A 22,435-nucleotide genomic window follows, 5' to 3' on the forward strand; every position below is an offset into this window, starting at 1 on the left:
ACCGGGCAGCGTGGGCCCGCCACCGGAGTACGCGGCGCTGCGCCGCAGTTGCCCGGTCGCGCGCGTCGCCACTCCTTTCGGAGCTCCGGCCTGGTACGTCACCCGCTACGACGACGTACGGAAGCTGCTCGCCGACGACCGGTTCATCCGGCCGACCATCAACGACTGGCCGCTCGACGCGGACGCCGCCGCCCGTGGCCCCGGCCTGGTCACCATGATGGAACTCGAAGGGCCGCGGCATGCGGCCCTGCGCCAGGCGCTGGCGGAACCGTTCAGTGTCCGCGCGACGCGGCAACGGCGGCCGGCCCTCCGCGCCACCGCCGACCGCATGCTGGGGCAGATCGTCGCCGACGGGCCACCCGGCGACCTCGTGCGCGGCTTCTGTGAGCCCTTCCCCCTGCTGGTGATGTGCGAGCTGGTGGGCATCCCTTATGCCGAACGTGCGACCTTCCTCGCCGCGGCGGACGACGCGCTCGGCGCGCTGGTCACCCTGGGGGAAGGCCGTGACGCCACCCACCAGCTTCGTTCCTACATGGCCTCGCTTCTCGAACGTCACCGTCGCGCGCCGGGCGGGAACATTCTCAGCTCACTGGTCGAGGCGAGTGACCGCGGCGCGGCGGACGAGGAGAGCGCGGCTGGCGAGGAGAGCGCGGTGGACGAGGAAAGTGTGCTGGCCTTCGGGCTGTCGATGCTCGTGGCCGGTTACCGCACCACCACCATGTTCCTGGCCAACGCCGTACTGACCCTGCTGGCCGAGCCGGACCGCTACGAACGGCTGCTCCGTGACCGGGCGTTGCTGCCCACCGCCGTCGACGAACTCCTGCGCTTCCTCCCCGTGCAGAACGGCGTCGTCATCCTCCAGGCCCGGGAGGACGTCACCGTGCACGGGCGCACCATCCGCGCCGGCGAGGCCGTACTGCCCGTCGTGGCCGCCGCCAACCGCGACGAGCGGACGTTCCCGGAAGCGGACCGGCTGGTGCTGGACCGGCGGGCCAACCCGCACCTGGCCTTCGGACGGGGCCCGCACAACTGCATCGGCGCCCACCTGGCGCGCGCCCAGTTGAGCATCGGCCTGGAGGCTCTTCTCGACCACTTTCCCCGGCTCCGTCTCACGGGACAGCCGCCCACCTGGGAGGACCACTCCCCCATCCGGTCACCGCTCACCCTGCCGGTGGCCTGGTGACGTACCGCAGGACCCAGACGCCGAGCCCCAGACGCCACCGCAAGCACAGCGACTGCCGCGAAGCCGTCCGCGTCAGACCAGCCGCCGGGCCGTAGCCCACCGGGTCAGCTCGTGCCGGTTGGAGAGCTGGAGCTTGCGCAGCACCGCCGAGACGTGCGACTCGACGGTCTTGACCGAGATGAACAGCTGCTTGGCGATCTCCTTGTACGCATAGCCGCGGGCGATCAGACGCAGCACCTCACGCTCCCGCTGGGTCAGCCGGTCCATGTCCTCGTCCACCGGAGGAGCGTCCGTGGAGGCGAACGCGTCCAGCACGAAACCGGCCAGCCGCGGGGAGAAGACCGCGTCGCCGTCGGAGACCCGGAAGACGGCGTCGACCAGGTCCGCACCGGTGATGGTCTTGGTGACGTAACCACGGGCGCCGCCGCGGATGACGCCGATGACGTCCTCGGCGGCGTCGGACACGGACAGCGCGAGGAAACGCACCGGGCGCTCGGGGTCGGCCATCATCGCGGCGGAGCGGCGCAGCACCTCGACGCCGCCGCCGCCCGGCAGGTGCACGTCCAGCAGGACGACCTCGGGGCGGGTGGCGGTGATCACTGTGACGGCCTGGTCGACATCGGCGGCCTCGCCGACGACCTCCACACCGGTCTCTTCGGTACGGCCGATCTCGGCCTGGACGCCCGTACGGAACATCCGGTGGTCGTCGACGAGGACGACTCGCACCGTGCGGGCGGGGCCGCCGGTCTGGTCGTCCTGTGCGGCGTCGCTGTTCATCTCGTCCGTCCGTCCCTTGTCGGCGTTGGCTGCGGCGGTGGCGTTGGTTGCGGCTTCGGCTTCGGCTTCGGCTTCGGCTTCGGCTTCGGCTTCGGCTTCGGCTTCCATGGTCCGGTGGCGCCGTGCCGCCACCTCATCATCCGTCATCCGTCCTCCGGCAGGCGCTCCGCCTCCAGCTCGACGACGGTGCCGCCGTCCGGCGCGGAGCGCAGCCGGGCCGTGCCGCCGTTGCGCTGCATCCGGCCGATGATGGACTCCCGTACGCCCATGCGGTCGCCGGGGACCGCGTCCAGGTCGAAGCCGGGGCCCCGGTCCCGTACGGAGACGAAGACCGTACGGCCCTCCACCTCGGCGTACACCTGCACCGCGCCGCCCTCGCCGCCGTACTTGGCCGCGTTGACCATCGCCTCGCGCGCGGCCTGCAGCTGCGCGCCCAGCCGCTCGTCCAGCGGACAGTCACCGACCACCACAACCTCGATCGGCACCCCGTGGTGGTCCTCGACCTCGGCCGCGGACTTGCGCACCGCCTCGGCGAGGGTGTCCGGCTCCTGCTCCTCGTCCTTGCCGCGGCCCTCCGGCTTGTAGAGCCAGGCGCGCAGTTCGCGTTCCTGGGCGCGGGCGAGGCGGGCCACCTCGCGCGGGTCCTCCGCGTTGCGCTGGATCAGGGTGAGGGTGTGCAGGACCGAGTCGTGGACATGCGCGGCGACTTCGGCCCGTTCCTGCGCGCGGATCCGCATCAGGCGTTCCTCGGACAGGTCCTGCGTCATGCGCACCAGATACGGGCCCGCGAGCAGCGCGATACCGACCAGGACGGCGAGGGCCGCCTGGAGCACCGAACCGAGATGGCCGACCGACCCCTGAAGGACGACGATGCCGGTCACCCCGACGCCGACCAGGACCACACCGGCCGCGCCGCGCACGAGCGGCAGCACCCCCTTGCGGCGGCCCATCTCCAGCCACTGCGCGCGCCGCGCGTTGTCCGCCTGCCGCCAGACCAGCGCGACACCCGCGCCTATCAGCAGGATCGGCCACACGTAGGCATTGGCCCGGCCCAGCTGGAAGCGCGACGCGACGACGGCCGCACCGGCGAGCAGTGTGAGCAGCGCGAATATCTGCCCCTTGTCGGCCTTCCGGACGCCCGCCGCCCGGCCCTTACGGCCCCACGCCAGGCGTCCGGGAGCGGCGGCGGACGCGCTCGCACGCGCCGCGTCCACGCCGCCGACGCCCAGCGGCACGATGAACCAGAAGGCCGCGTACAGCAGCGCGCCCATGCCCTCGGCCATGAACAGCGCGATGAACACGACCCTGACCCAGGACACCGGCAGCCCCAGGTGCCCGGCCAGCCCACGCGCGACACCGCCGAGCATCCGCCCGTCGGCGCTGCGGTACAGCTTGCGCAAGGGCGGGTCGTCGGGGTCGGGCACCGTGGCGTAGCTCGCCTCGGGCCGGGTCGGCGCGGTGGTCATGACACCGATCGTCACACGTGGGACGGCTGCGGGGCATCAGGGTCGACCCTGACGGCACCCCTAACCGTTCACAACTTTGGTTGTGAGTGGGCTGGAGCTTTCGACACGGGAGCCGAAGGGCGGGAACGGACGGGGCCGGAGAGCAGGAACGGGCGGGGCCGGAGAGCGGGAACGGACGGGGGCCAAGGACCGGTGACAAGGCGTCCCGTACCCGAGGCGTCCCCGGGCAGCCCCGGGCAGCCCCGGGCAGCCCCGGGTTGCCCCGGGCGGCCCCGGACGTCCCCCACCGTCCCGCTACGGCTGACGCTCCTCGGGGAGCTGCAACCCGGCCAGGACGTTGTCGAAGACCTTCTTGTACCGGCCCCACTCGGCGTCCGGCGCGGAGAGGTAGACCGCGTACTCCTTCTCGCCGGGCCGGCCGAACCCCAGGTCGACGGCGCGGAAGTCGCGCTTGCTGCCCGACCAGCGCCACTCCCACAGCGCGGCGGGGCGCCCCCGGAAGACCGTGTCCTGCATCCGCAGCTGCTGGTACCCGGGGAACTTGCCCTCGTTGAGGGCGTTGCGCTCGTTGTCCTTCCAGTGCTGGAGCGGGTTCACGCTCGCGAAGTCGAGGACCTCGATGCGCAGCCCGACCAGCTGGTTGGGGTTGAGGTAGGTGGAGCCGTTGCCGTTCGCCTGCCGCTGGCGGGTCCAGCCGTCGGGCACCGGGACGGTGACGTCGGCCGCCGGGTCCTTCACCCAGTGGTACCCGTCGGGCAAGGGTCTCGGGGTGGGCTTCGCGCTGGGCTTGGAAGGGGCGGGCGTCGGCGCCTCGGTCTGCGCGTTACCGCCGTCGGACGCCTGCGCGTCCCCGCCGCCCGGCCCGAAGCCGAGGGCGTACAGGGTGCCACCCGCGACCGTCAGTGCGGCGACCACGGCGACGGCGCTCAGCAGCAGCGTGCGGCCGCGCTTGCGATTCTTGCCGGAGCCTGGAACGGCCGGGTCGGTCGTCGTGCGGTGGACCGGGGAGGTCGGGCCCTCTACGGGGAGCGCGGCGGCCGCGCCGCCCGCGGTGGCCATGCTGCCGGTGGCGGCGGTACCGTCCGCGGCGGGCGACGCCGGGTGGTACGCGCCGGAGGGCGGGGCCTGGGCCGAGCCCTGGATGGGACCCGCGTACGGGTTGTTCGGGGCCGGCTGCGGGTTCGGGGGCGGGTTCGGGGCCGAGGGGCCCGTCGCCGTACGGGGGTCCTGGACCGGTGACGTCATGCCGCCCGTCGCCGCGGTGCCGCCGCTCCCGGCGGTGTCCCATTCGCCAGCTACGCCCGCCACGCCTGGGTTGCTGCCCGATGCACCCGATACGGCGGGTGCGCCGGGTGCGCCCGGCGTGCCCGACATGCCTATCCACGCGGTGTCCGTGTACGCGGCCGGTGTGCGCAGCGCCTGTTCCACGGCCTCGGCCGACGGGCGGTCCGCGGGCTCCTTCGCCAGCAGCGCCTCGATCAGCGCGGTCAGCGGACCGGCCTTGCGCGGCGGGTCCAGCGGGTCCACGGCGATCGAGTACGCCGTCTCGACCGCGGTGAGCTTGCGGAACGGGGGCCGTCCCTCGATCGCCTGGTAGAGCGTGGCGCCCAGCGCCCACAGGTCGGCGGCCGGGCCGGGCGTATGGCCCCGGACCCGCTCGGGGGCGAGGTAGTCGATCGAGCCGACCAGCTCGCCGGTCTTGGTGAGGGTGGACGTACCGGTGGCGACCGCGATGCCGAAGTCCGTGAGGACGACCCGGCCGTCCTCACCGAGCAGGACGTTGCCGGGCTTCACATCACGGTGCAGGACACCGGCGGAGTGCGCGGCCCGCAGCGCGGTGACCATGCCACGGCCGATCCGGGCGGCCTCGCCCGGCGGCACCGCGCTGTTCGAGAGCATGGCCTCCTTGATGACGTCGCCGAGCGTCACCGACGGCACGTACTCCATGACGATGCAGGGCAGGCCGGCGTCGTCGACGACGTCGTGGACGCTGACCACGTTGGGGTGGTTGATACGGGCGGCGGCCTGCGCCTCGCGGCGGGTGCGCTCGTTGCGGCGGGCCAGCTCGTCGGCGTCCAGTTCCGGGGAGACGTGCAGCCGCTTGACCGCCACCTGCCGGCCGAGCAGTTCGTCGTGGGCCCGCCAGACGGTGCCCATACCGCCCCGGCCTATCTCCTCCACCAGGCGGTACCGCCCGGCGACCAGTCGCCCGTCGTCCACCGCCGCCTCCGTCACCGCGCCGCGCCCCTTCGGTTCCCCCCGTACACGTGTCCGGCGCAACGATAGTCGTCCGCCGGCCGTCCGCAGAGGGGCGGGGCGCGATCATCGAACGCGTACCGGGACATCCGTCCCCCAACCGGAACCCAACCGGAATCGAGCCGGTATCGAGCAGAAGCCGAGCCGGTACCGAGCGGAAACCGGGCCGGTGCCGAGCGGAAACGGCGGGGCTCAGCCCTGCTCCGCCCCGATCTCCGCGCGCCGGCTCTCGCCGTCGGAGAGGAACGCCGCCAGCGCCTCCCCCTCCTCGCCCACGGCCGTGCGCTCGGCCGGGGAGAAGCGGCGCAGCGGGAAGACCGTCACGGTGCCGTCCGTGGCCTTCCAGGTCGCGGCGACCCGGCCGTCCACCAGGACGACCCGCTCACCGGCGACGGACAGGCCGCGGTGGGCGTCGTCGATGATCCGGCCGCGGTCCTGGTAGCCGAGGATCGCGTTGTCGAAGGCGGGCAGGAACCGCACCGGAGCAGGCGTTCCGGGGTCGGGGCGCGGCGCGTCGGGGAGGTCCAGCAGCTCCCGGCCGCGCTCGTCGCGGAAGCTGACCAGCTCCTCGCGTACGGCGGCGACCGCGCGCGGCAGGCCGGCGAGACCGCACCAGGCGCGCAGGTCGGCGGAGGCGGCGGGGCCGAAGGCGGCCAGGTAGCGGCGTACGAGGGCTTCGCCCACGGGGTCGGAGGCGTCGGGCACACCGGGGCCGGAAGCGTCGGACACACCGGGGACGGAAGCGTCGGACACACCGGGGCCGAAGCCATCGGGCACACCGGGGACGGAAGCGTCGGACACACCGGGGCCGAAGCCATCGGGCACACCGGGGACGGAAGCGTCGGACACACCGGGGCCGGAGGCATCGGGCACACCGGGGACGGGCCTCCCCGTACCCGCGCCGTTCGGCACCGGCGGGGCGGGTTCGCGGCCCAGCCACATGGCGAGCGGCACGTTCCGTACGCCTCCCTTCGTACGCCACAGGCCGCGCGGCGGCAGCTGCACCATCGGGATCAGCGCCGCGACCAGCATCTCCCCCAGCGGCCGCGGCCCCGGGCCGGGCCAGCGCCCGGCGACGGCCCGGGCCAGCTCGGGCATCGAGCGGGGCTCGCCGTCGGCCATGACCGCGCGGCCCGCCGCCGCGAGTTCTTCGAGGTCCACCCCTGCCAGCTCGCGGCGGTAGGTCCCGAGGACCCGTTGCCGCAGCATCGCGTCGTGGCGGCCGCGCCAGGCCAGGACGTCGTCGGCGGTGAGGAGGTGGACGGTGCGGCGCATGAGGTGGGTGCGCACGACGTGACGTCCGGTCAGCAGTTCGCCGAGCTGCGCCGGAGCGAACGCGGACAACCGCGACCAGAGGCCGATGAACGGTTCCTGCGGCTCCTGCGCCTGGAGGCCGCACAGGTGCGCCACCGCGTCGAGGGCGGGCAGGTCCGCGCGGTCGAGGAGCAACTGCCGGGCGAGGGTGGCCCGGTTGAGCGCGCGGGTGTCGAGAACGGTCATCTGCTTCCTCGCCTGGTGCGTGCGGGCTTCGGGGGGGGCGGCTCTGCGGGCGGCTTCGAGAGCTGTTTCGGGAACGGCTTCGGGGGCTGTTTCGGGAACGGCTTCGAGAGCCGCTTCGGGAGCTGCCATGTCTGCACGGATTCTTGGCCTTGCGGACCCCACATTGACGTAGGCAGAGGACAGGTTGTGTCCTCTACCCGAGGCAGGATGGTCACCATGCAGAAGACTTCGGCGCGCCTGCTGTCCTTGCTCTCGCTCCTCCAGGCACGCCGGGACTGGCCGGGAGCGCTGCTCGCCGAACGGCTCGGCGTCAGTCCGCGCACCGTACGCCGCGACGTCGACCGCCTGCGCGAACTCGGCTACCCCATCGCGTCCGCCAAGGGCCCCGACGGCGGCTACCGGCTCGACGCCGGATCGGACCTCCCCCCGCTCCTCTTCGACGACGAACAGGCCGTCGCCCTCGCCGTCGCCCTCCGGATCGCCACCACCAACGGCGCCGGTGTCGAGGACGCGGCGGAGCGCGCCCTGCACACCGTCCGGCAGGTGATGCCCGCACGGCTGCGCCGCCGGATCGACTCCCTCCAGGTCACCGCCGTCGAACCGCCGAACGCGCGCCCGAACGCGCAGGTCGACAGCGGCGTCCTCATGGCGCTCGGCGCGGCGGTGCACGCCCGCGAGGTGCTGCGCTTCGACTACGTGCCGGCGTCGCCGCCGGAGGACGGCCGGGACACCGGGGGCCCGCCGCGCCGGGTGGAGCCGCACCACCTCGTCACCTGGGCGGGCCGCTGGTACCTCGTCGCCTGGGACCTCGACCGCGCGGACTGGCGCACGTTCCGCGCCGACCGGATCGCACCGCGCACCCCGACCGGGCCCCGCTTCACCCCCCGCGAGCTGCCCGGAGGCGACGTCGGCGCCTTCGTACTGAACAGGTTCCAGGGCGCCGACGGCTCGGGCGGCTGGCCCTGCCGGGGCGAGGTGATCCTCGCCCTGCCCGCGGACGCCGTGTCCCGGTACACCCGGGACGGCATCGTCGAGGAACTGGGCCCCGACCGCTGCCGGCTCGTCCTGGGCTCCTGGTCGTGGCCCGCCCTGGCCGCCGCCCTCGGCCGGTTCGACGCCGACATGGAGATCGTCGGGCCGGACCGGCTCAGGGAGGCCTGCGCGCGCCTGGCCCGCCGTTACGCCGCCGCCGCGGGCGGTGCACCCGGTGGCCGTCCGCGTACCCGCGCCTGAACCGGGCAGCCCCCACCCCGCCCCGCCAGGGGATCTCAGGGACCAACCAGGGTTCCCACGGATGCCGTCCGCCCGGCCCGCTTGCCACCATGGGCACATGAACGATGCCGCGCCCGCCGAGGAGACGACGGGCCCCACCGGGGCCACGTCCGGCTCCGCAGGCACCCCGCCGCCCGCCGACGCACCGGGCCGCCGGGCTCCGCAGGCCCCCCTGCGCCGCAGCCGACGGCACAAGGTGGTCGCCGGTGTGTGCGGCGGGCTGGGCCGCCACTGGGGGCTGGACCCGGTGATCTTCCGGATCGTCCTGGCCGTGCTGGCGGCCTCCGGCGGGATCGGCCTGATCGCGTACGGCTTCGCCTGGCTGCTCATCCCGGAGGACGGCGACGACGAGAACGAGGGCCGCAAGCTGCTCTCCGGCCGCGTCGAGGGCACGGCGCTGACCGCGCTGCTGTTCGCGCTGGTCGGCTGCGGCTACTTCCTCACCTCCCTCGCCAACCGCGGCGTGCTGACCTTCACCGTCATGCTCGCGCTGGCCGTGGGCGGTTCGGCCTACTGGTCGCGGCAGCGCCGCGCGGAGGGCGCGGACGGTCCGGGCACCACCGGCCCGGCCACCGCACAGACCGTCGTGGACGCGCCGCCCGAGACGACGGCGCCGCCCACCCGGAACACCCCGTCCTGGTGGCGGGACCCGCTCTCCAAGGAAGGGACGGCCGGCGTGGGCTATCTCTGGGGACCCAGCGACACTCCGTACGGACACGAGCAGGCGCACACCGCACACGGAACGGCCGGGAGCTCCGGCCGGACCGCCGGCGCGACGGCGTGGGCCGGGGGCGCAGCGCCACCGGCCGCCGCACCGGCCCGGCGCCGCCGGGCGGGCCGGCCGATCGGCGGCTGGACGTTCCTGCTGGCGATCGTCGCGGGCCTGGCGACGGGCGGCGCCGCCGCGGACGCCCACCCGCTGAACACCGCCCTCGTCGCCGGGCTGTCCGCCGCACTCGTCGTCTTCGGCCTCGGCCTGGTGCTCAGCGCCTGGTTCGGGCGGACCGGCGGCGGCACGGTCTTCATGGTCATCCTCACGTCCGTGCTGCTGGCGGGCGCCTCGGTCCTGCCGGACAGCATCACCGCCGACTGGCGCAACCGCGTCTGGCTCCCGATGGACGCCGCCTCCGTGAAGCCGAGTTACGAGCTCGGGGCGGGGCGCGGAGAGCTGGACCTGAGCCACGTACCGTTCAAGAACGGGCAGACCGTACGGACCAAGGCCACCGTCGGCGCCGGACAGCTCAGCGTGACCGTGCCCGACGGCGTCACCGCGCGGCTGCACATCGACGTGGGGCTCGGCGACGTCCGGCTGCCGGGCGAAACGCCGGAGGACTTCCACCTCCAGGCCGACCAGGAGCAGACCGTCACGCTGCCCGCGACCGGCCTGAAGAAGGGCGAGAAGCCGCACGGCACGCTGGACCTCGACCTCAAGGTGGGCGCGGGACAGGTGGATGTGGAGCGGGCCGCTCCGCAGACGGGGGGACAGCCGACGGGCGAGCAGCCGACGGGCGAGCAGTCGACGCACGATCAGCAGACGGGAGAGCAGCCGTGAAACGCCATCGCTTCGAGCCCGCCCGGCTCCTCACCGGCCTGACCGCGCTGGGCGTGGGCGGCGCCTACGTGGGCGAGGCGGCCGGAGCCTGGGACCTGCCCGGCGCGCTGCCCGTGCTGGCCGTACCGGCGGGCCTGTGCCTGTCGGGCGTCACGGCGGCCGTCTGGGCGGCGGTGCGGCGGCATCGGGGGGCTTCGGCGGGAGGCGGCGGGGAGTAGCGACCGGGGCAGCATGCGGAGGCCCCGTTTCCCGACGGGCGATGGACTGCGGGCGGCAGGTGGCGCACGACCTCGGACGGCAGCCGCCTCACCCGAACAACTGCCGCCCCTGCCTGCCGCGCCGCGCCGCCAGCATCGCGTCCAGGGACAGCATCGGTGCCCCGGCCAGCACCAGCGGCAGCCAGGCCATCAAGTACGCCAGGTCGTTGCCGTAGTAGTACGGCTCGGCCGACCAGCTCACGGTGAGCCACAGGCTCAGCGAGATCAGCGCGCCGCCGAGCGCGGCGACCCGGGTGAACAGTCCGACGAGGGTGCCGATGCCGACGGCCAACTCCCCGGCGGCGATGGCGTAACCGAAACCCGCCGGGTTCTTCAGGGCCAGGTCCACCAGGGCGGGCACGGCCGAGGTGTCCCGCACCTGCCGCATCAGTTCGCCGACCGAACCCGTGCCGCCGGAGGCGAGGAAGGCCGGGTCGGTCAGCTTGTCCAGGCCCGCGTAGACGAAGGTCACGCCGAGGAAGATCCGCAGCGGCAGCAGCGCGTACCGCGCCATCGCCTCGCGCGGACCACCTCCCCTGCCCGCCCCGGCCCCGCCCAGGCCGCTGCCGCCGCCGACCGCACGATCCGCATGAGACATGGCGTCCCGCCTCTCCGTCGCCGCCGGACGCGGGCGGTGGGGTGCCCGCGGCCAGGTGTTCCACAAAGGGTACGGACGGCGGCTCACCCGGCGTTCAACGCGGCGCGCCGGCCTCGTGCACCAGTCGCGCGTACACCGGCCGCTCGGGCCCCAGTCCTGCACGTCAGTCCTGCACGTCAGTCCTGTACGTCAGTCCTGCACGTCAGTCCTGCACGTCGATCGTGTAGGCATTCGTCTCCGCACCCGCCGCCGTGACGACCCTGACCTCCACCCGGCCCGGTTCGACGTCCGCCGGGACGGGCACGGTGAGCACACCGTCCGTCGGATTGCCGAACCCGCCGGCGACCGGCACCAGCGGTACGTGCACATGCACCGCGCCGATCCGTACGACGGTACGCGCCAGCAGGTCCGCGTCCTGCGCGCCCGGCGGTACGAAGCCCGTACCGCGGATCTCGATGTCGTCGCCGATGCGGATGGGCGCGGCCAGGTCGCCCGGCTCCCGGGCCCGGACGACCGACAGCACGACCGGACGGCCGCCCTCCGCGTACTTGCCCGCCACGTACATCACCGCGCCCACCACCACGACGACGGCGAACGCCCACGGCAGGTCCGGCAGCCGGGACGGGTCGCGGGCCAGGCGGACCACGGCGAAGGACACGGCGGCCACGTTCAGCAGCAGGAACTGGGTGTCGGTGAGGCTGCCGCGCCCCGCGTCGTCCGTGAGCAGGTCGGCGGCGCGCGGCCGTTCCGCGCGCACCTTCTGCAGGCGCCGCCCCTGGATGCGTACGGCGACGACCCGGCGCACCAGCACCGCCACCGCGCAGGTCACCGCGAGGACCGTGAGCAGCCCGGCGCCGCGCGGCAGTTCGAGGCCGTCCACCAGCGCCTCGCGCGCGTCCGCGTCCGTCACCAGCGTCAGGTGCACGGCCTGCACGAGGACGGCGTACGCCACCAGCAGCAGCCAGCCCGCCGCGACCGTGCGCGAGGTCGAGAGCCGGTTGTCCTCACCGATCAGGGGCGCCAGCAGACCGCCGCGCGCCCGGTGGCGCCACCCCGCGCCCGTCAGGGCCAGCGCCAGGATCACCGCCGCGGCCAGCCCCGCCGTACGCGGCGCCGTCCAGCCCGTACCGATCGCGGTGACGGCCTGCATGATCACCAGCACGCCGATCCCGGCCCACAGCACCAGCAGCGTGCGCCGCCACACCGCGTCCAGCCAGGACGCGCCCTCGGCGGCGGCGCGCTCGGCGACCGCACGGGCCGACAGCGCCAGTTCGTCCGACACCCACTGCCGCGCCGCACCCGCCGAGTGGGCCAGCGCGGCCGGGACACCGCGGCCCGCCGCGTACTCCTCGCGCAGCGCCACGAACGCGGCGACCGCCCTGCGGTGCCCCTCGCGTGCGCCGCGCGGGCACTTCCCGCAGGTGCAGTCACCGCCGTAACCGCCTGCCCCGGCCGCCCCGGGCGTGCCTGCCGTCGCCCCGGGCCCCGGAAAGCCCTCGGTCCCTCCGGGCGATCCGGACACCCCCGTCGTCCCGCCCGCCGTCTCCACCGACACGTCCGCTCCGCCCAGCCACCAGTCGTCGCCAACTCCACCGTACTGAGAGGAAATTGTGCCGCATGTGACGAGGCCGAAAAGCCGGGCGGGCGGCTTTACGGGCGGTGACGGGACATGTGGAGCGGTGACGGGCGGACCGGCAGGTTGACGTGGGGCCGCAGGGAGGGCGTACGGAGGACATACGGAGCCGTACGGAGGCCCTACGGAGGCCGTACGGAGGCCGTACGGAGGCCGTACGGCCTCAGCCGAGCAGGTCCGGTTCGCTCCGCGTCATCTGCTGGTACAGCGGCTGGTAATTGATCCACGCCACCAGGTCGTTGCCCAGCTGCTCCCGCGTGTGCACGGCGTTCGCGTGATCGATCAGTACGGGCTTGCCGGCGGCCCGCGCGGTCAGCTGCACCTGGCAGGAACGCTCCATCGTGATGAACCACCAGGCCGCCGCGTCCACCGAGTCGCCCACCGTCAACAGCCCGTGATTGCGCAGGATCACGGCCTTGTGCGGCCCGAGCGCGACCGCGATCCGCCGCCCCTCCTCCTCGTCCACCACGACGCCCGTGTAATCGTCGAACAGTGCGTGGTCCTCGTAGAACGCGCACACGTCCTGGGTGATCGGATCCAGCAGCTCGCCGAGGGTGGACAGGGCACGGCCGTACACCGAGTGGCTGTGCGCGGCGGCGACGACGTCCGGGCGGGCCCGGTGGACCTGTGCGTGGATCGCGAACGCCGCCTGGTTGACGTGGTGACGGCCCTCGACGACCTTGCCCTCGTGGTTGACCAGGATCAGGTCGCCGACCGTGATGTGCTTGAACGACATCCCGAACGGATTCACCCAGAAGCAGTCGGTGAACTCCGGGTCCCGGGCGGTGATGTGGCCCGCCACCCCCTCCTCGAACCCGAACCGCCCGAAGAGCCGCAGCGCCGCCGCGAGGCGTTCCTTGCGGTGGCGGCGCTCCTCCTCGACGGTCGCGTGCTGCGGCGGCAGGGCGAAGTGCAGCTGGTCGGTGGGGACGGGGGTGGGCACGGAGGCGGGAGTGGAGGCGGGGGCGGACGGGGTGTTCGGGGTGGACGGGGCGTTCGGGGCGTTCGGGGTGGGCGGCGTGGGCTCGGGCATGGCGGCTTCCTCCTGACGCACGTACAGCTCGCAGCGGAAGCTACCTGCCGGTAGTAGAGGTGAACAGGGGGTGTCGCCGCTTTTCCGTTCCGGCTGACTGCGGGTTCGGGGCGTTAGCCGGGTGTTAGCGGTGCGGCAGCCTTGCGCCAAGGGGGCCGGACAGAGTGGGTGACGTACCGAGAGACCACGGAAGACCGACCGCCCCGGGGGGCCCGCAATGACCGCCGAGACCACCGCCCGTACCGTCCGCCGCCGCACTCTGCGCGTCGCCGCCGCGGCCCTGACCGCGGTCGCCGGCCTGACGCTGACCGCCTGCTCCGGCTCGGACGCGGGCACCGGCGCCAAGGCCGCGGCGCACCTGGACCCGGACGCGGCCGCCGCGAACGCCGGCGGCGCGGACGCGGGCGGCGCGGGTGCCGACGGGGCTGGCTCCGCGAATTCTTCCAGCAGCGCGCAGGGTGGTGCCGAGGCGAAGGCCGGCACCAAGCCGGGTGGCGGGGGCGGGGGCAAGCGGGCGGGCGGCTCGCACGCCACCGGCGGCGGCAAGGCCGCCGCCGGCGTTCAGCGCTGCCACACCTCCAGCCTGACGGCGGTCTTCGCCACCGGCGAGGACGCGGTCCCCGACCCGGACGCCGACGGCGGCACCACCACCAGCATCGTGCTCACCAACAAGGGCAGCCGCAGCTGCAAGATCGGCGGCTTCGCCGGCATCGACCTCAAGCCCGACGCCGGCGGCCCCGGCTGGTCCCTGGCCCGCTCCAGCGCCAAGCACGGCTCCCTGACCCTCGCCCCCGGCGAGAGCACCGACTTCACCCTCAACCTCGGCCTGGCCAAGGAGAACGCCGAAGACTCCTGGCTGCCCCGAACCGTCACCGTCACCCCGCCGAACGAGACCACCTCCCTGACCCTCAAGTGGCCCTGGGGCCCCCTCGTCGACCAGCGCGGCGCCACCCACCCCGCCACCTTCGTCAACCCCATCGGCTGACCCCGGCCGTACCGCCGCGCCGCCCTCCCCGCCGCCACGGAAATACGCCGCGGAAATTCGCTACGGAAGCGGCGGGCAGGGCCACTACCGTGCCCCCATGGCTGCCACGACCGGTACTCCCCTGAGCTACGACCGCTACTGCGCCGAGATCGTCCACCAGGCCGACCAACTGCGGTCCACCGTCAAGAACACCGACCCGGCGGCCGCCGTGCCGACCTGCCCCGGCTGGAACCTCGGCCAGCTCATCCGCCACGTCAACGGTGCCCACCGCTGGGTCGAGACGATCGTCGGCACCCGGGCGACGGAGCCCGTCTCCGACGAACTGGTCAACGAGACACCGAAGCTCGCCGACGAGGACCCGGCCGAGCTGGGCGCCCTGCTCGCCGAGGGCGCCGCCCGGCTGTCGGACACGCTGCGGGCCGCCGGGCCCGACGTGCCGGTGTGGACCGTGGCGCCCGGCGGGACTCCCGTCTTCTGGGCCCGCCGGATGACCCACGAGACGGCCCTCCACCGGGCCGACGCCACCCTCGCCGCCGGCCGGGAGTACGTCCTCGACGCGGACGTGGCGCGCGACGCCCTCGACGAATGGATGGGGTTCCACGCCGTCGAGGAGATCGCCGAGGAGCAGCCCGGCGCGCCCGTCCTGCTCGGGCCCGGCCGTACGCTGCACTTCCACGCCACGGACACCGAGGCGGAGTGGTTCGTCGACCTCACCGGCGCGGCCCCCGTCTGGCGCCCCACCCACGAGAAGGCCGCGGTCGCCGTCCGCGGCACCGTCACCGACCTGGTGCTCTTCCTCTACGGGCGGCCCGCCGTCGCCGGGGGTGTGGAGACCGTCGGCGACCGGGGGCTGCTGGAGGTGTGGCTGGAGCGGACGCGGTTCTGGCTCCAGTGAGGTGAGCGGGGCCGCCCGTGACCGCTGCCGGACGGCGCGCGTTACGCTGACGCCGACGTAAACGGAACGGCGTTCCACGGCAGCGGAGGGGCGGGGTCTTGAGCGAGGGCACGCAGCGGAAGACCGGCGCGGACCCCACGGCCGCCACGGGCCCGGCCGACGCGGACCCCACAGCCGCTACATGCCCCGCCGACGCGGACACCCAGGCCGCACGCCCCGCCAAGCGCGTACGCGCCGACGCGCAGCGCAGTACCGACGCCCTGCTCACCGCCGCCGCCGAAGTCTTCGCCGCCTCCGGAGTCGACGCCCCCGTACGCCAGATCACCGCCAAGGCAGGCGTGGGCGCCGGCACCCTCTACCGCCACTTCCCGCAGCGCGCCGACCTGGTCGCGGCGGTCTTCCGGCACGAGGTCGACGCCTGCGCCGACGCGGCCCCCGCCCTCATGGCCGCGTACGCACCTGTCGACGCGCTCGCCCGCTGGCTCCAGCGCTTCGCGGGCTTCATCGCCACGAAGCGCGGCCTCAGCTCCGCGCTCCACTCGGGAGACCCGGCCTTCGACAGCCTGCCCGGCTACTTCCAGCAGCGCTTCGTGCCCGTCCTCAGCGCTCTCCTCGACACCGCGGCGAGCGCCGGGCACATCCGCTCCGACCTGGACCTGGACCCCGAAGACCTGCTGCGCGCCGTGGCCAACCTGACCCTGCCAGCCGCCGAGGACGACAACGCCCCCGCCCAGCAGATGGTCACCCTCCTTGTCGACGGCCTCCGCTACGGCGCGCGCACGCCGGGCCCGGCCTGAGCGGACGAGCCCTACGCGGACTCCGGCTTGGCGCCCCCCATCTCGTACCCACCGACAACGCCGCAGCCGCCGCTCGAACTGATGAGCGGCGGCTGCGGCGTTGACCTGGTGCGGGGGACCTACGAGGGGGTCACTCCCACTCGATGGTGCCCGGGGGCTTGCTGGTCACGTCGAGGACGACGCGGTTGACGTCGGAGACCTCGTTGGTGATGCGGGTGGAGATGCGGGCCAGGACGTCGTACGGCATACGGGTCCAGTCCGCGGTCATCGCGTCCTCGGAGGAGACCGGGCGCAGCACGATCGGGTGGCCGTAGGAGCGGCCGTCGCCCTGGACGCCGACGGAGCGGACGTCCGCGAGCAGCACCACCGGGCACTGCCAGATCTCGCGGTCCAGGCCGGCCGCGGTCAGCTCCTCGCGGGCGATCGCGTCGGCCTCGCGGAGGAGGTCGAGGCGCTCCTCGGTGACCTCGCCGACGATGCGGATGCCCAGGCCGGGGCCGGGGAACGGCTGGCGCTGGACGATCTCGTCCGGCAGGCCCAGCTCGGCGCCGACCGCGCGGACCTCGTCCTTGAAGAGCTGGCGGAGCGGCTCGATGAGCTCGAACTCCAGGTCCTCGGGGAGGCCGCCGACGTTGTGGTGGGACTTGATGTTCGCGGTGCCGGTGCCGCCGCCGGACTCCACGATGTCCGGGTAGAGCGTGCCCTGGACCAGGAACTTCACGGGCTCGCCGGCCGCGCCGGACTCGGCGACGATCTCCGCCTGGGCCTGCTCGAAGACCCGGATGAACTCGCGGCCGATGATCTTCCGCTTCTGCTCCGGGTCGGAGACGCCGGCCAGCGCCTTCAGGAAGCGCTCGGAGGCGTCGACGACCTTCAGCTGGACGCCGGTGGCGGCCACGAAGTCCTTCTCGACCTGCTCGGTCTCGCCCTTGCGCATCAGGCCGTGGTCGACGTAGACGCAGGTCAGCTGGTCGCCGATGGCCTTCTGGACGAGGGCGGCGGCCACCGCGGAGTCCACGCCGCCGGACAGGCCGCAGATCGCCCGCGCGCTGCCGACCTGCTCACGGATCGCGGCGACCTGCTCGTCGACGACGTTGGTGGTGGTCCACACCGGCTCGATGCCCGCTCCCCGGTAGAGGAAGTGCTCCAGGACCTGCTGGCCGTGCGTGGAGTGCATCACCTCGGGGTGGTACTGCACGCCGTACAGCTTCTTCTCGTCGTTCTCGAAGGCGGCGACCGGGACCATGTCGGTGGACGCGGTGACGGTGAAGCCCTCGGGAGCGGCGGAGCAGGCGTCGCCGTGCGACATCCACACCGGCTGCTCGGCCGGGGTGCCCTCGAAGAGGGTCGAGGCGTTCTTGGAGACGTGCAGGTCGGTACGGCCGTACTCACGGGCGCCGGTGTTGTCGACCGTGCCGCCGAGGGTGGTGGCCATGAGCTGGAAGCCGTAGCACATGCCGAAGACCGGGACCCCGGCCTCGAACAGGGAACGGTCCAGGCTGGGCGCGTCCTCGGCGTAGACCGACGACGGGCCGCCGGAGAGGATGATCGCCTTGGGGTTCTTGGCGAGCATCTCGGCCACCGGCATGGTGGACGGGACGATCTCGCTGTAGACCCGGGCCTCGCGTACGCGGCGGGCGATGAGCTGGGCGTACTGCGCGCCGAAGTCGACTACCAGGACGACGTCGGGGGCGGCAGCAGGTGACGCTGATGGCACTTCGGCGGCCTTCCGGCGGTGGTGGTGCAGGGGTTGGACTTTCGATTCTAACGGGCTCATACTGAACGCCATGTACAAGCAGCTGACCTTCGTCTTTACCTATGGCACCGGCCCGTCCGGCTGCCATGGTCGTGCTGCTTGATCAACTGACGAGCGACTTCCCAGGCGCCCCGGGCCGGTACAGGCCCGGGGCGCTCGGTTTTTCTGCGGGTGGCGGCGGGCCGCAGACGGTGCTGAGGGCGGCTGCGGGGTCCTGATCCGTAGGAGTGACGGACATGAGCGGTACCCAGGCGATCCAGGCGATCCAGGCGGTCACGGACCCGGCAGCGCTTCCCGAGGCCGGGACCACGGGCACGGCCACGCGCAGGGCCACGCGCAGGGCCGCGGTGCAGCCCGACACCGGCGCCCGCACCGAGGCGGCGGCCGGGGTGATCACGGACGCCCGCGCGCGGATCGACGATCTCGACGGCCGGATCATCGGCCTGGTGCAGGAACGCATGGCCGTCTCGGCCGTGATCCAGCGTGAGCGCATCGGCTCCGGCGGGCGCCGGGTGAACCTGTCGCGCGAGATGGAGGTGCTGGAGCACTACCGGGGGCAGCTCGGCCGGCCCGGCACCGCCCTCGCGATGACGCTGCTGGAGCTGTGCCGGGGCCGGATCTGACCCGCGGGCGGTGACTCACCCGTACGGCGCCGTGACCGGCCCCCGCCGAACTTCGTTGTTCCGGATGCCACGCCAGCCAGGTGCGGTCTGCAGGACTACGCGTAGACGCCGCCCGTGGGCGGATCCGCCGGAGCGATGAGACGCCGACCGACTTGGAGCGGTCCGCGTCGTGGGACCTCGCTGCGGTGCTGTGACCGGTCAGCAGGGGACAGCAGCCCGGTCACATCCGATGGGGCGGTCGGTCCTGGGGACGCCCGGGACCGACCGCATCCGGTCGAAACGGTTGCGCCGGGTGAGGCGCGTCCAGCACGATGCAGGAGAGCGGCACACCGTGCCCGAAACTTGGCCGTGAAAGCGGCACGCCGTGCCCCGAGCGGGGGACGGCAACCGTCGGCGGTCCGGACCGCCGCACGGCGTACGGACGCCGGAGCCACCGGCGCCGGCAGGCGGCCGAAGGCCGCGATCGCGGGGGTGCCCACCCCCGGACAACTTGAGAGCCAGCGGCGCCATCCCCCCCCCCGGCGCCGCCCCCTCGGCGCCGTCGCTGCCCTGACGCCGGCGCCGAAAGCCAAGGGCCCCGCTGCCGTCCGCACCCCCCTCGCGGGCGGCGTCCCGGGGCCCTTCGCTATGGCGGGGTACGGGAGCCGGTCACGTATCGACGCTACGGGCGCGTACCGGCGCTACGGGCACGTATCGACGCTACGGGCATGTACCGGCGCTACGGGCACGTATCGACGCTACGGACTGGCTCCGGCGGCACTTCCGGCGCTCGAACCGGGCCGTGCAACCTTTTCCGCTCATGGCCGGTCAGTATCTGCAATCGCCCGGCCATCCCGCGCCCCACCGCGACGGCCCGTCCCGAACCGGTGCCGTGCTCACGGCACTTCGGCTCCGAGAGGTCTTCACGATGCAGCTCCGCCGCGCCCTGGCCGCCGTCGCCGCGACGGCCGCCATAACCCCTGCCGCCCTGCTGGCGGCCCCCGCCGCGTACGCCACCGAGACGCCCGAGCAGGCCCCGACGGCCACCGCGTCCACCACCGCCACCGCCACCGCCACACCGACCGCGACGCCGACGCCGAGCGCGTCCGGGACCTCCGGCTCCCCCGTGCCCGGCGAGAGCGGCAAGCCGCCGCAGAGCGGGGACGGGACGAAGACCGCCGCGCCGGCTCCGCCCAAGAGGGCGGTCCCCGGCAAGGACGCGGAGCCGAGCCCGCCGAGCGTCACCCCCTCCGAGACCCCGGAGTGCAAGGACTGGTCCAGCGAGCGGTCGGTCAAGGCCGAACTCCGCGGCCTGCCCAGCAAGATCGTCGCGGGGGCCGGGTGGGTGGACTTCACCTACCGCGCCACCAACATCTCCACCGGGCACATCCTGTCCGTACAGGCGTTCGCGCAGGTCTTCGCCGTGGACAACAAGACCTCCGACGACGTGTCCGGACACTTGACGCTCGAATGGTTCGACGCGGCGACGGGCCGGTGGAAGCCGGTCGCGGGTTCCGAGGAAGGCGACGGCTACTTCGCCTCGGTCGCCGGTGCCGACGGCCTGCGCGCCGGGGAGTACGCGGAGGCCAAGCTGCGGCTGCGGGCCGACGCGAAGACGCCCGCAAGTCACGGCGGCGCGGTCAGCGTCGGCTGGTACCTGAACGCGGACCTGAGCTGCGGCGTCTCGGACGCCGCGGACTACCCCTTCGACGTCCTGCCCGCCGGCAGCACCCGGCCGCCCCACGTACCGGACGCCCAGGGACACCCCGGCACGCGCCCCAACCACCCGACCCCGCACGGCGGTTCGAGGCAGCAGGCCCAGCCGCCGGTCACCGGCAGGCTGGCCGAGACCGGCGCGTCCTCCGGGCTCCCGGCCCTCGCCCTGTCGGGCGCGGCGGCGGTCACCCTCGGCGGCGGTGCGGTGTTCGCCGTACGCCGCCGCAGGGGCGCCGACGCGGCCTGAGCCGGGGACGGCGCGGAGCGCGGGTCAGCTTTCCGCCGGGGCCGTGACCTGCGGCTTCGGCGGGACCGCCGGGACGGGCAGCAGCGGCAGCCGCAGCGCGGCGAACGCCTTCTCCGGCACGGCCGGGCGGTGCGGCGCCACCGCGGACAGCCGCTGATAGGCGCGGCCCGGCGCGGGGCGGGGGTCCGTCTCGCCCTTGTTCGGCCAGAAGGACATGGCGCGTTCGGCCTGTGCGGTGATGGTCAGCGACGGGTTGACGCCGAGGTTGGCGGAGACCGCCGAGCCGTCGACCACCGAGATGCCGGGGTACCCGTACAGCCGGTGGTACGGGTCGATCACACCATGGTCCGCGTCCTCGCCGATCGGGCAGCCGCCCAGGAAGTGCGCGGTCAGCGGGGTGCCCATCAGTTCGCCGACGTTGCTGCCCGCGAAGCCGTTGATCTCCTGGGCGAGCAGGGTGGCCGCCGCGGTGGCCTCGGGGATCTGCTGCGGGTTGGGCGCGCCGTGGCCCTGGCGGGCGGTGAGCAGCCCTTTGCCGAGGCCGCCCGGCTTGCGGTACGTGGTCAGGGAGTTGTCCAGGGACTGCATGACCAGGCCGATGATGGTCCGCTCGGACCACCGGCGGTTGGACAGCGAGCGCAGCAGCAGGAGCGGGTGGCGTACGCAGTTGGCCGCCCAGGCCAGGGCGCGGGGCGCGCGGGTGGCGATCGGCACCTGGAGGACGGACAGGCTGCCCATCGCGTTGGAGCCCTTGCCGTAGCGGACCGGCTCGATGTGGGTGCTGTCGTTCGGGTGGATGGACGAGGTGATCGCGACACCTCGGGTGAAGTCGGCCTTCGGTCCGCCGTGCGCCTTGCGGTAGCGGCGGTCGTCGGTCTGCGCGCCGACCAGGGCCTCGGAGTTGGTGCGGGTCAGCTCGCCGAGCCGGCCGGAGATCCGGGGCAGCAGGCCGCTGTCCTTCATCCGGTGCAGGAGCGTCTGTGTGCCGTACGTGCCCGCCGCGACGACCACCCGGCGGGCGGTGAACGTGCGGCCCTCGCCCTTGCGCTTGTCGTCGGTGGGCAGCGTGCCGACGGCGTAGCCGCCGCGCGAGTCCTCGGTGACGGTGACCACGGAGGTCATGGGGTGGATGACGGCGCCGGCCTTCTCGGCGAGGTGGAGGTAGTTCTCGTTGAGGGTGTTCTTGGCGCCGTGCCGGCAGCCGGTCATGCACTCCCCGCATTCGGTGCACGCGGTGCGCGCCGGGCCCGCGCCGCCGAAGTACGGATCGGGGACCTCGGTGCCGGGGGCGGCCTTCACCGTGCCGTCGGTGTCCTTGCCGTCGCCGAAGAAGACGCCGACCGGCGCCATGTGGAAGGAGTCGCCGACGCCCATCTTCTCGGCGGCGGCCTTCAGGTGGACGTCCGAGGGGGTCATGGTCGGGTTGAGGCGGACGCCGAGCATCCGCTGTGCCTGGTCGTAGTACGGCTTCAGCTCGTCCTGCCAGTCGGTGATGTGCCCCCACTGCTGGTCGTCGAAGAACTGTTTCGGCGGTACGTAGAGGGTGTTGGCGTAGTTCAGCGAGCCGCCGCCGACCCCGGCGCCCGCCAGGACCATGACGTTGCCGAGCAGGTGCACGCGCTGGATGCCGTAGCAGCCGAGGGCGGGCGCCCACAGGTAGTTCTTCAGGTCCCAGGAGTTCTTGGGCAGCGTGGCGCGGGTGAAGCGGCGCCCGGCCTCCAGGACGCCGACGCGGTAGCCCTTCTCGGTCAGGCGGAGCGCGGAGACGGAGCCGCCGAAGCCCGAGCCGATGACGAGGACGTCGTAGTCGTAGCCGTCGTCGGAGGTGTCGCGCTGTTTCTGGGCAGGGTGGTCCTGGGGCACTGGCACTCCCTTGCTTCTCGGGCGGGCCCGCGGGCCCGTGTCGCGGA

At 73.7% G+C, this 22,435-nt stretch carries 18 protein-coding genes; 9 read left to right on the forward strand and 9 right to left on the reverse strand.

Annotated features, from left to right (window positions below):
* Positions 1 to 10 precede the first annotated feature (10 nt).
* Complete coding sequence (locus tag OEIGOIKO_RS16320; RefSeq protein ID WP_246177367.1) at positions 11 to 1,183, forward strand: cytochrome P450; 1,173 nt, start codon at positions 11 to 13, stop codon at positions 1,181 to 1,183.
* A 72-nt stretch (positions 1,184 to 1,255) separates the two neighbouring features.
* On the opposite strand, the gene OEIGOIKO_RS16325 is transcribed toward OEIGOIKO_RS16320, so the two are convergent.
* The 4 genes from OEIGOIKO_RS16325 to OEIGOIKO_RS16345 all read right to left on the reverse strand — a co-directional run bounded on the left by OEIGOIKO_RS16325 (position 1,256) and on the right by OEIGOIKO_RS16345 (position 7,182).
* On the reverse strand, positions 1,256 to 1,960 hold the full coding sequence (locus OEIGOIKO_RS16325; RefSeq protein ID WP_125058721.1) for a LuxR C-terminal-related transcriptional regulator: 705 nt from the start codon (positions 1,958 to 1,960) through the stop codon (positions 1,256 to 1,258).
* A 143-nt stretch (positions 1,961 to 2,103) separates the two neighbouring features.
* Positions 2,104 to 3,426 carry an ATP-binding protein gene (locus OEIGOIKO_RS16335; protein ID WP_125054684.1) on the reverse strand — a complete coding sequence of 441 codons (1,323 nt, stop codon included), beginning with the start codon at positions 3,424 to 3,426 and terminating at the stop codon, positions 2,104 to 2,106.
* Positions 3,427 to 3,720: 294 nt separating this feature from the next.
* Complete coding sequence (locus OEIGOIKO_RS16340) at positions 3,721 to 5,583, reverse strand: serine/threonine-protein kinase (RefSeq protein WP_246178024.1); 1,863 nt, start codon at positions 5,581 to 5,583, stop codon at positions 3,721 to 3,723.
* A 291-nt stretch (positions 5,584 to 5,874) separates the two neighbouring features.
* Complete coding sequence (locus OEIGOIKO_RS16345; RefSeq protein WP_125054686.1) at positions 5,875 to 7,182, reverse strand: winged helix DNA-binding domain-containing protein; 1,308 nt, start codon at positions 7,180 to 7,182, stop codon at positions 5,875 to 5,877.
* Between the two features lie 216 nt (positions 7,183 to 7,398).
* Here OEIGOIKO_RS16345 and OEIGOIKO_RS16350 point away from each other — a divergent pair, with 216 nt between their 5' ends.
* From OEIGOIKO_RS16350 to OEIGOIKO_RS16360, 3 genes are all read left to right on the forward strand, one after another.
* Positions 7,399 to 8,415, forward strand: coding sequence for a helix-turn-helix transcriptional regulator (locus tag OEIGOIKO_RS16350; protein WP_125054687.1), 1,017 nt, complete (start codon positions 7,399 to 7,401; stop codon positions 8,413 to 8,415).
* Positions 8,416 to 8,512: 97 nt separating this feature from the next.
* Complete coding sequence (locus OEIGOIKO_RS16355; protein ID WP_246177368.1) at positions 8,513 to 10,006, forward strand: PspC domain-containing protein; 1,494 nt, start codon at positions 8,513 to 8,515, stop codon at positions 10,004 to 10,006.
* A complete protein-coding gene (locus tag OEIGOIKO_RS16360; RefSeq protein ID WP_125054689.1) occupies positions 10,003 to 10,224 on the forward strand; it encodes a hypothetical protein in 222 nt (73 codons plus the stop codon). The genes OEIGOIKO_RS16355 and OEIGOIKO_RS16360 overlap by 4 nt, the downstream gene beginning before the upstream one ends.
* Before the next feature lie 88 nt (positions 10,225 to 10,312).
* Here the strand turns inward: OEIGOIKO_RS16360 and OEIGOIKO_RS16365 are convergent, their stop codons facing one another.
* The 3 genes from OEIGOIKO_RS16365 to OEIGOIKO_RS16375 all read right to left on the reverse strand — a co-directional run bounded on the left by OEIGOIKO_RS16365 (position 10,313) and on the right by OEIGOIKO_RS16375 (position 13,527).
* Positions 10,313 to 10,861 (reverse strand): DoxX family protein, encoded by a 549-nt coding sequence (locus OEIGOIKO_RS16365; protein WP_371858927.1) that lies wholly within the window; start codon positions 10,859 to 10,861, stop codon positions 10,313 to 10,315.
* A gap of 202 nt (positions 10,862 to 11,063) precedes the next feature.
* Positions 11,064 to 12,416 carry a hypothetical protein gene (locus OEIGOIKO_RS16370; RefSeq protein ID WP_246177369.1) on the reverse strand — a complete coding sequence of 451 codons (1,353 nt, stop codon included), beginning with the start codon at positions 12,414 to 12,416 and terminating at the stop codon, positions 11,064 to 11,066.
* A 241-nt stretch (positions 12,417 to 12,657) separates the two neighbouring features.
* Entirely contained in the window at positions 12,658 to 13,527 is an 870-nt protein-coding gene (locus OEIGOIKO_RS16375) for a class II aldolase/adducin family protein (protein WP_246177370.1), read from the reverse strand.
* 217 nt (positions 13,528 to 13,744) lie between these two features.
* On the opposite strand from OEIGOIKO_RS16375, the gene OEIGOIKO_RS16380 reads away from it, so the two are divergent.
* The 3 genes from OEIGOIKO_RS16380 (at position 13,745) to OEIGOIKO_RS16390 (ending at position 16,204) form a co-directional block, all read left to right on the forward strand.
* The gene (locus OEIGOIKO_RS16380) at positions 13,745 to 14,512 is read left to right on the forward strand and encodes a DUF4232 domain-containing protein (RefSeq protein WP_125054690.1); all 768 of its coding nucleotides are present in this window, start codon (positions 13,745 to 13,747) and stop codon (positions 14,510 to 14,512) included.
* A gap of 97 nt (positions 14,513 to 14,609) precedes the next feature.
* Entirely contained in the window at positions 14,610 to 15,407 is a 798-nt protein-coding gene (locus OEIGOIKO_RS16385; RefSeq protein WP_125054691.1) for a maleylpyruvate isomerase family mycothiol-dependent enzyme, read from the forward strand.
* A gap of 260 nt (positions 15,408 to 15,667) precedes the next feature.
* Positions 15,668 to 16,204: a TetR/AcrR family transcriptional regulator gene (locus OEIGOIKO_RS16390; RefSeq protein ID WP_461791928.1), complete on the forward strand. Its 537-nt coding sequence runs from the start codon at positions 15,668 to 15,670 to the stop codon at positions 16,202 to 16,204.
* A gap of 130 nt (positions 16,205 to 16,334) precedes the next feature.
* Here OEIGOIKO_RS16390 and guaA read toward each other — a convergent pair whose 3' ends face one another.
* Positions 16,335 to 17,921 (reverse strand): glutamine-hydrolyzing GMP synthase, encoded by a 1,587-nt coding sequence (gene guaA / locus OEIGOIKO_RS16395; protein WP_125054693.1) that lies wholly within the window; start codon positions 17,919 to 17,921, stop codon positions 16,335 to 16,337.
* A gap of 275 nt (positions 17,922 to 18,196) precedes the next feature.
* Between guaA and OEIGOIKO_RS16400 the strand changes: the two genes are divergently transcribed.
* Together OEIGOIKO_RS16400 and OEIGOIKO_RS16410 are read left to right on the forward strand one after the other, a co-directional pair.
* Positions 18,197 to 18,583 (forward strand): chorismate mutase, encoded by a 387-nt coding sequence (locus OEIGOIKO_RS16400; protein WP_125054694.1) that lies wholly within the window; start codon positions 18,197 to 18,199, stop codon positions 18,581 to 18,583.
* 907 nt (positions 18,584 to 19,490) lie between these two features.
* Complete coding sequence (locus tag OEIGOIKO_RS16410; RefSeq protein WP_170251725.1) at positions 19,491 to 20,525, forward strand: LPXTG cell wall anchor domain-containing protein; 1,035 nt, start codon at positions 19,491 to 19,493, stop codon at positions 20,523 to 20,525.
* A gap of 24 nt (positions 20,526 to 20,549) precedes the next feature.
* On the opposite strand, the gene OEIGOIKO_RS16415 is transcribed toward OEIGOIKO_RS16410, so the two are convergent.
* Positions 20,550 to 22,388, reverse strand: coding sequence for a GMC family oxidoreductase N-terminal domain-containing protein (locus tag OEIGOIKO_RS16415; RefSeq protein WP_125054697.1), 1,839 nt, complete (start codon positions 22,386 to 22,388; stop codon positions 20,550 to 20,552).
* Positions 22,389 to 22,435: the final 47 nt, after the last annotated feature.

This window comes from Streptomyces paromomycinus, assembly GCF_003865155.1.
Classification (GTDB): Bacteria; Actinomycetota; Actinomycetes; order Streptomycetales; family Streptomycetaceae; genus Streptomyces; species Streptomyces chrestomyceticus.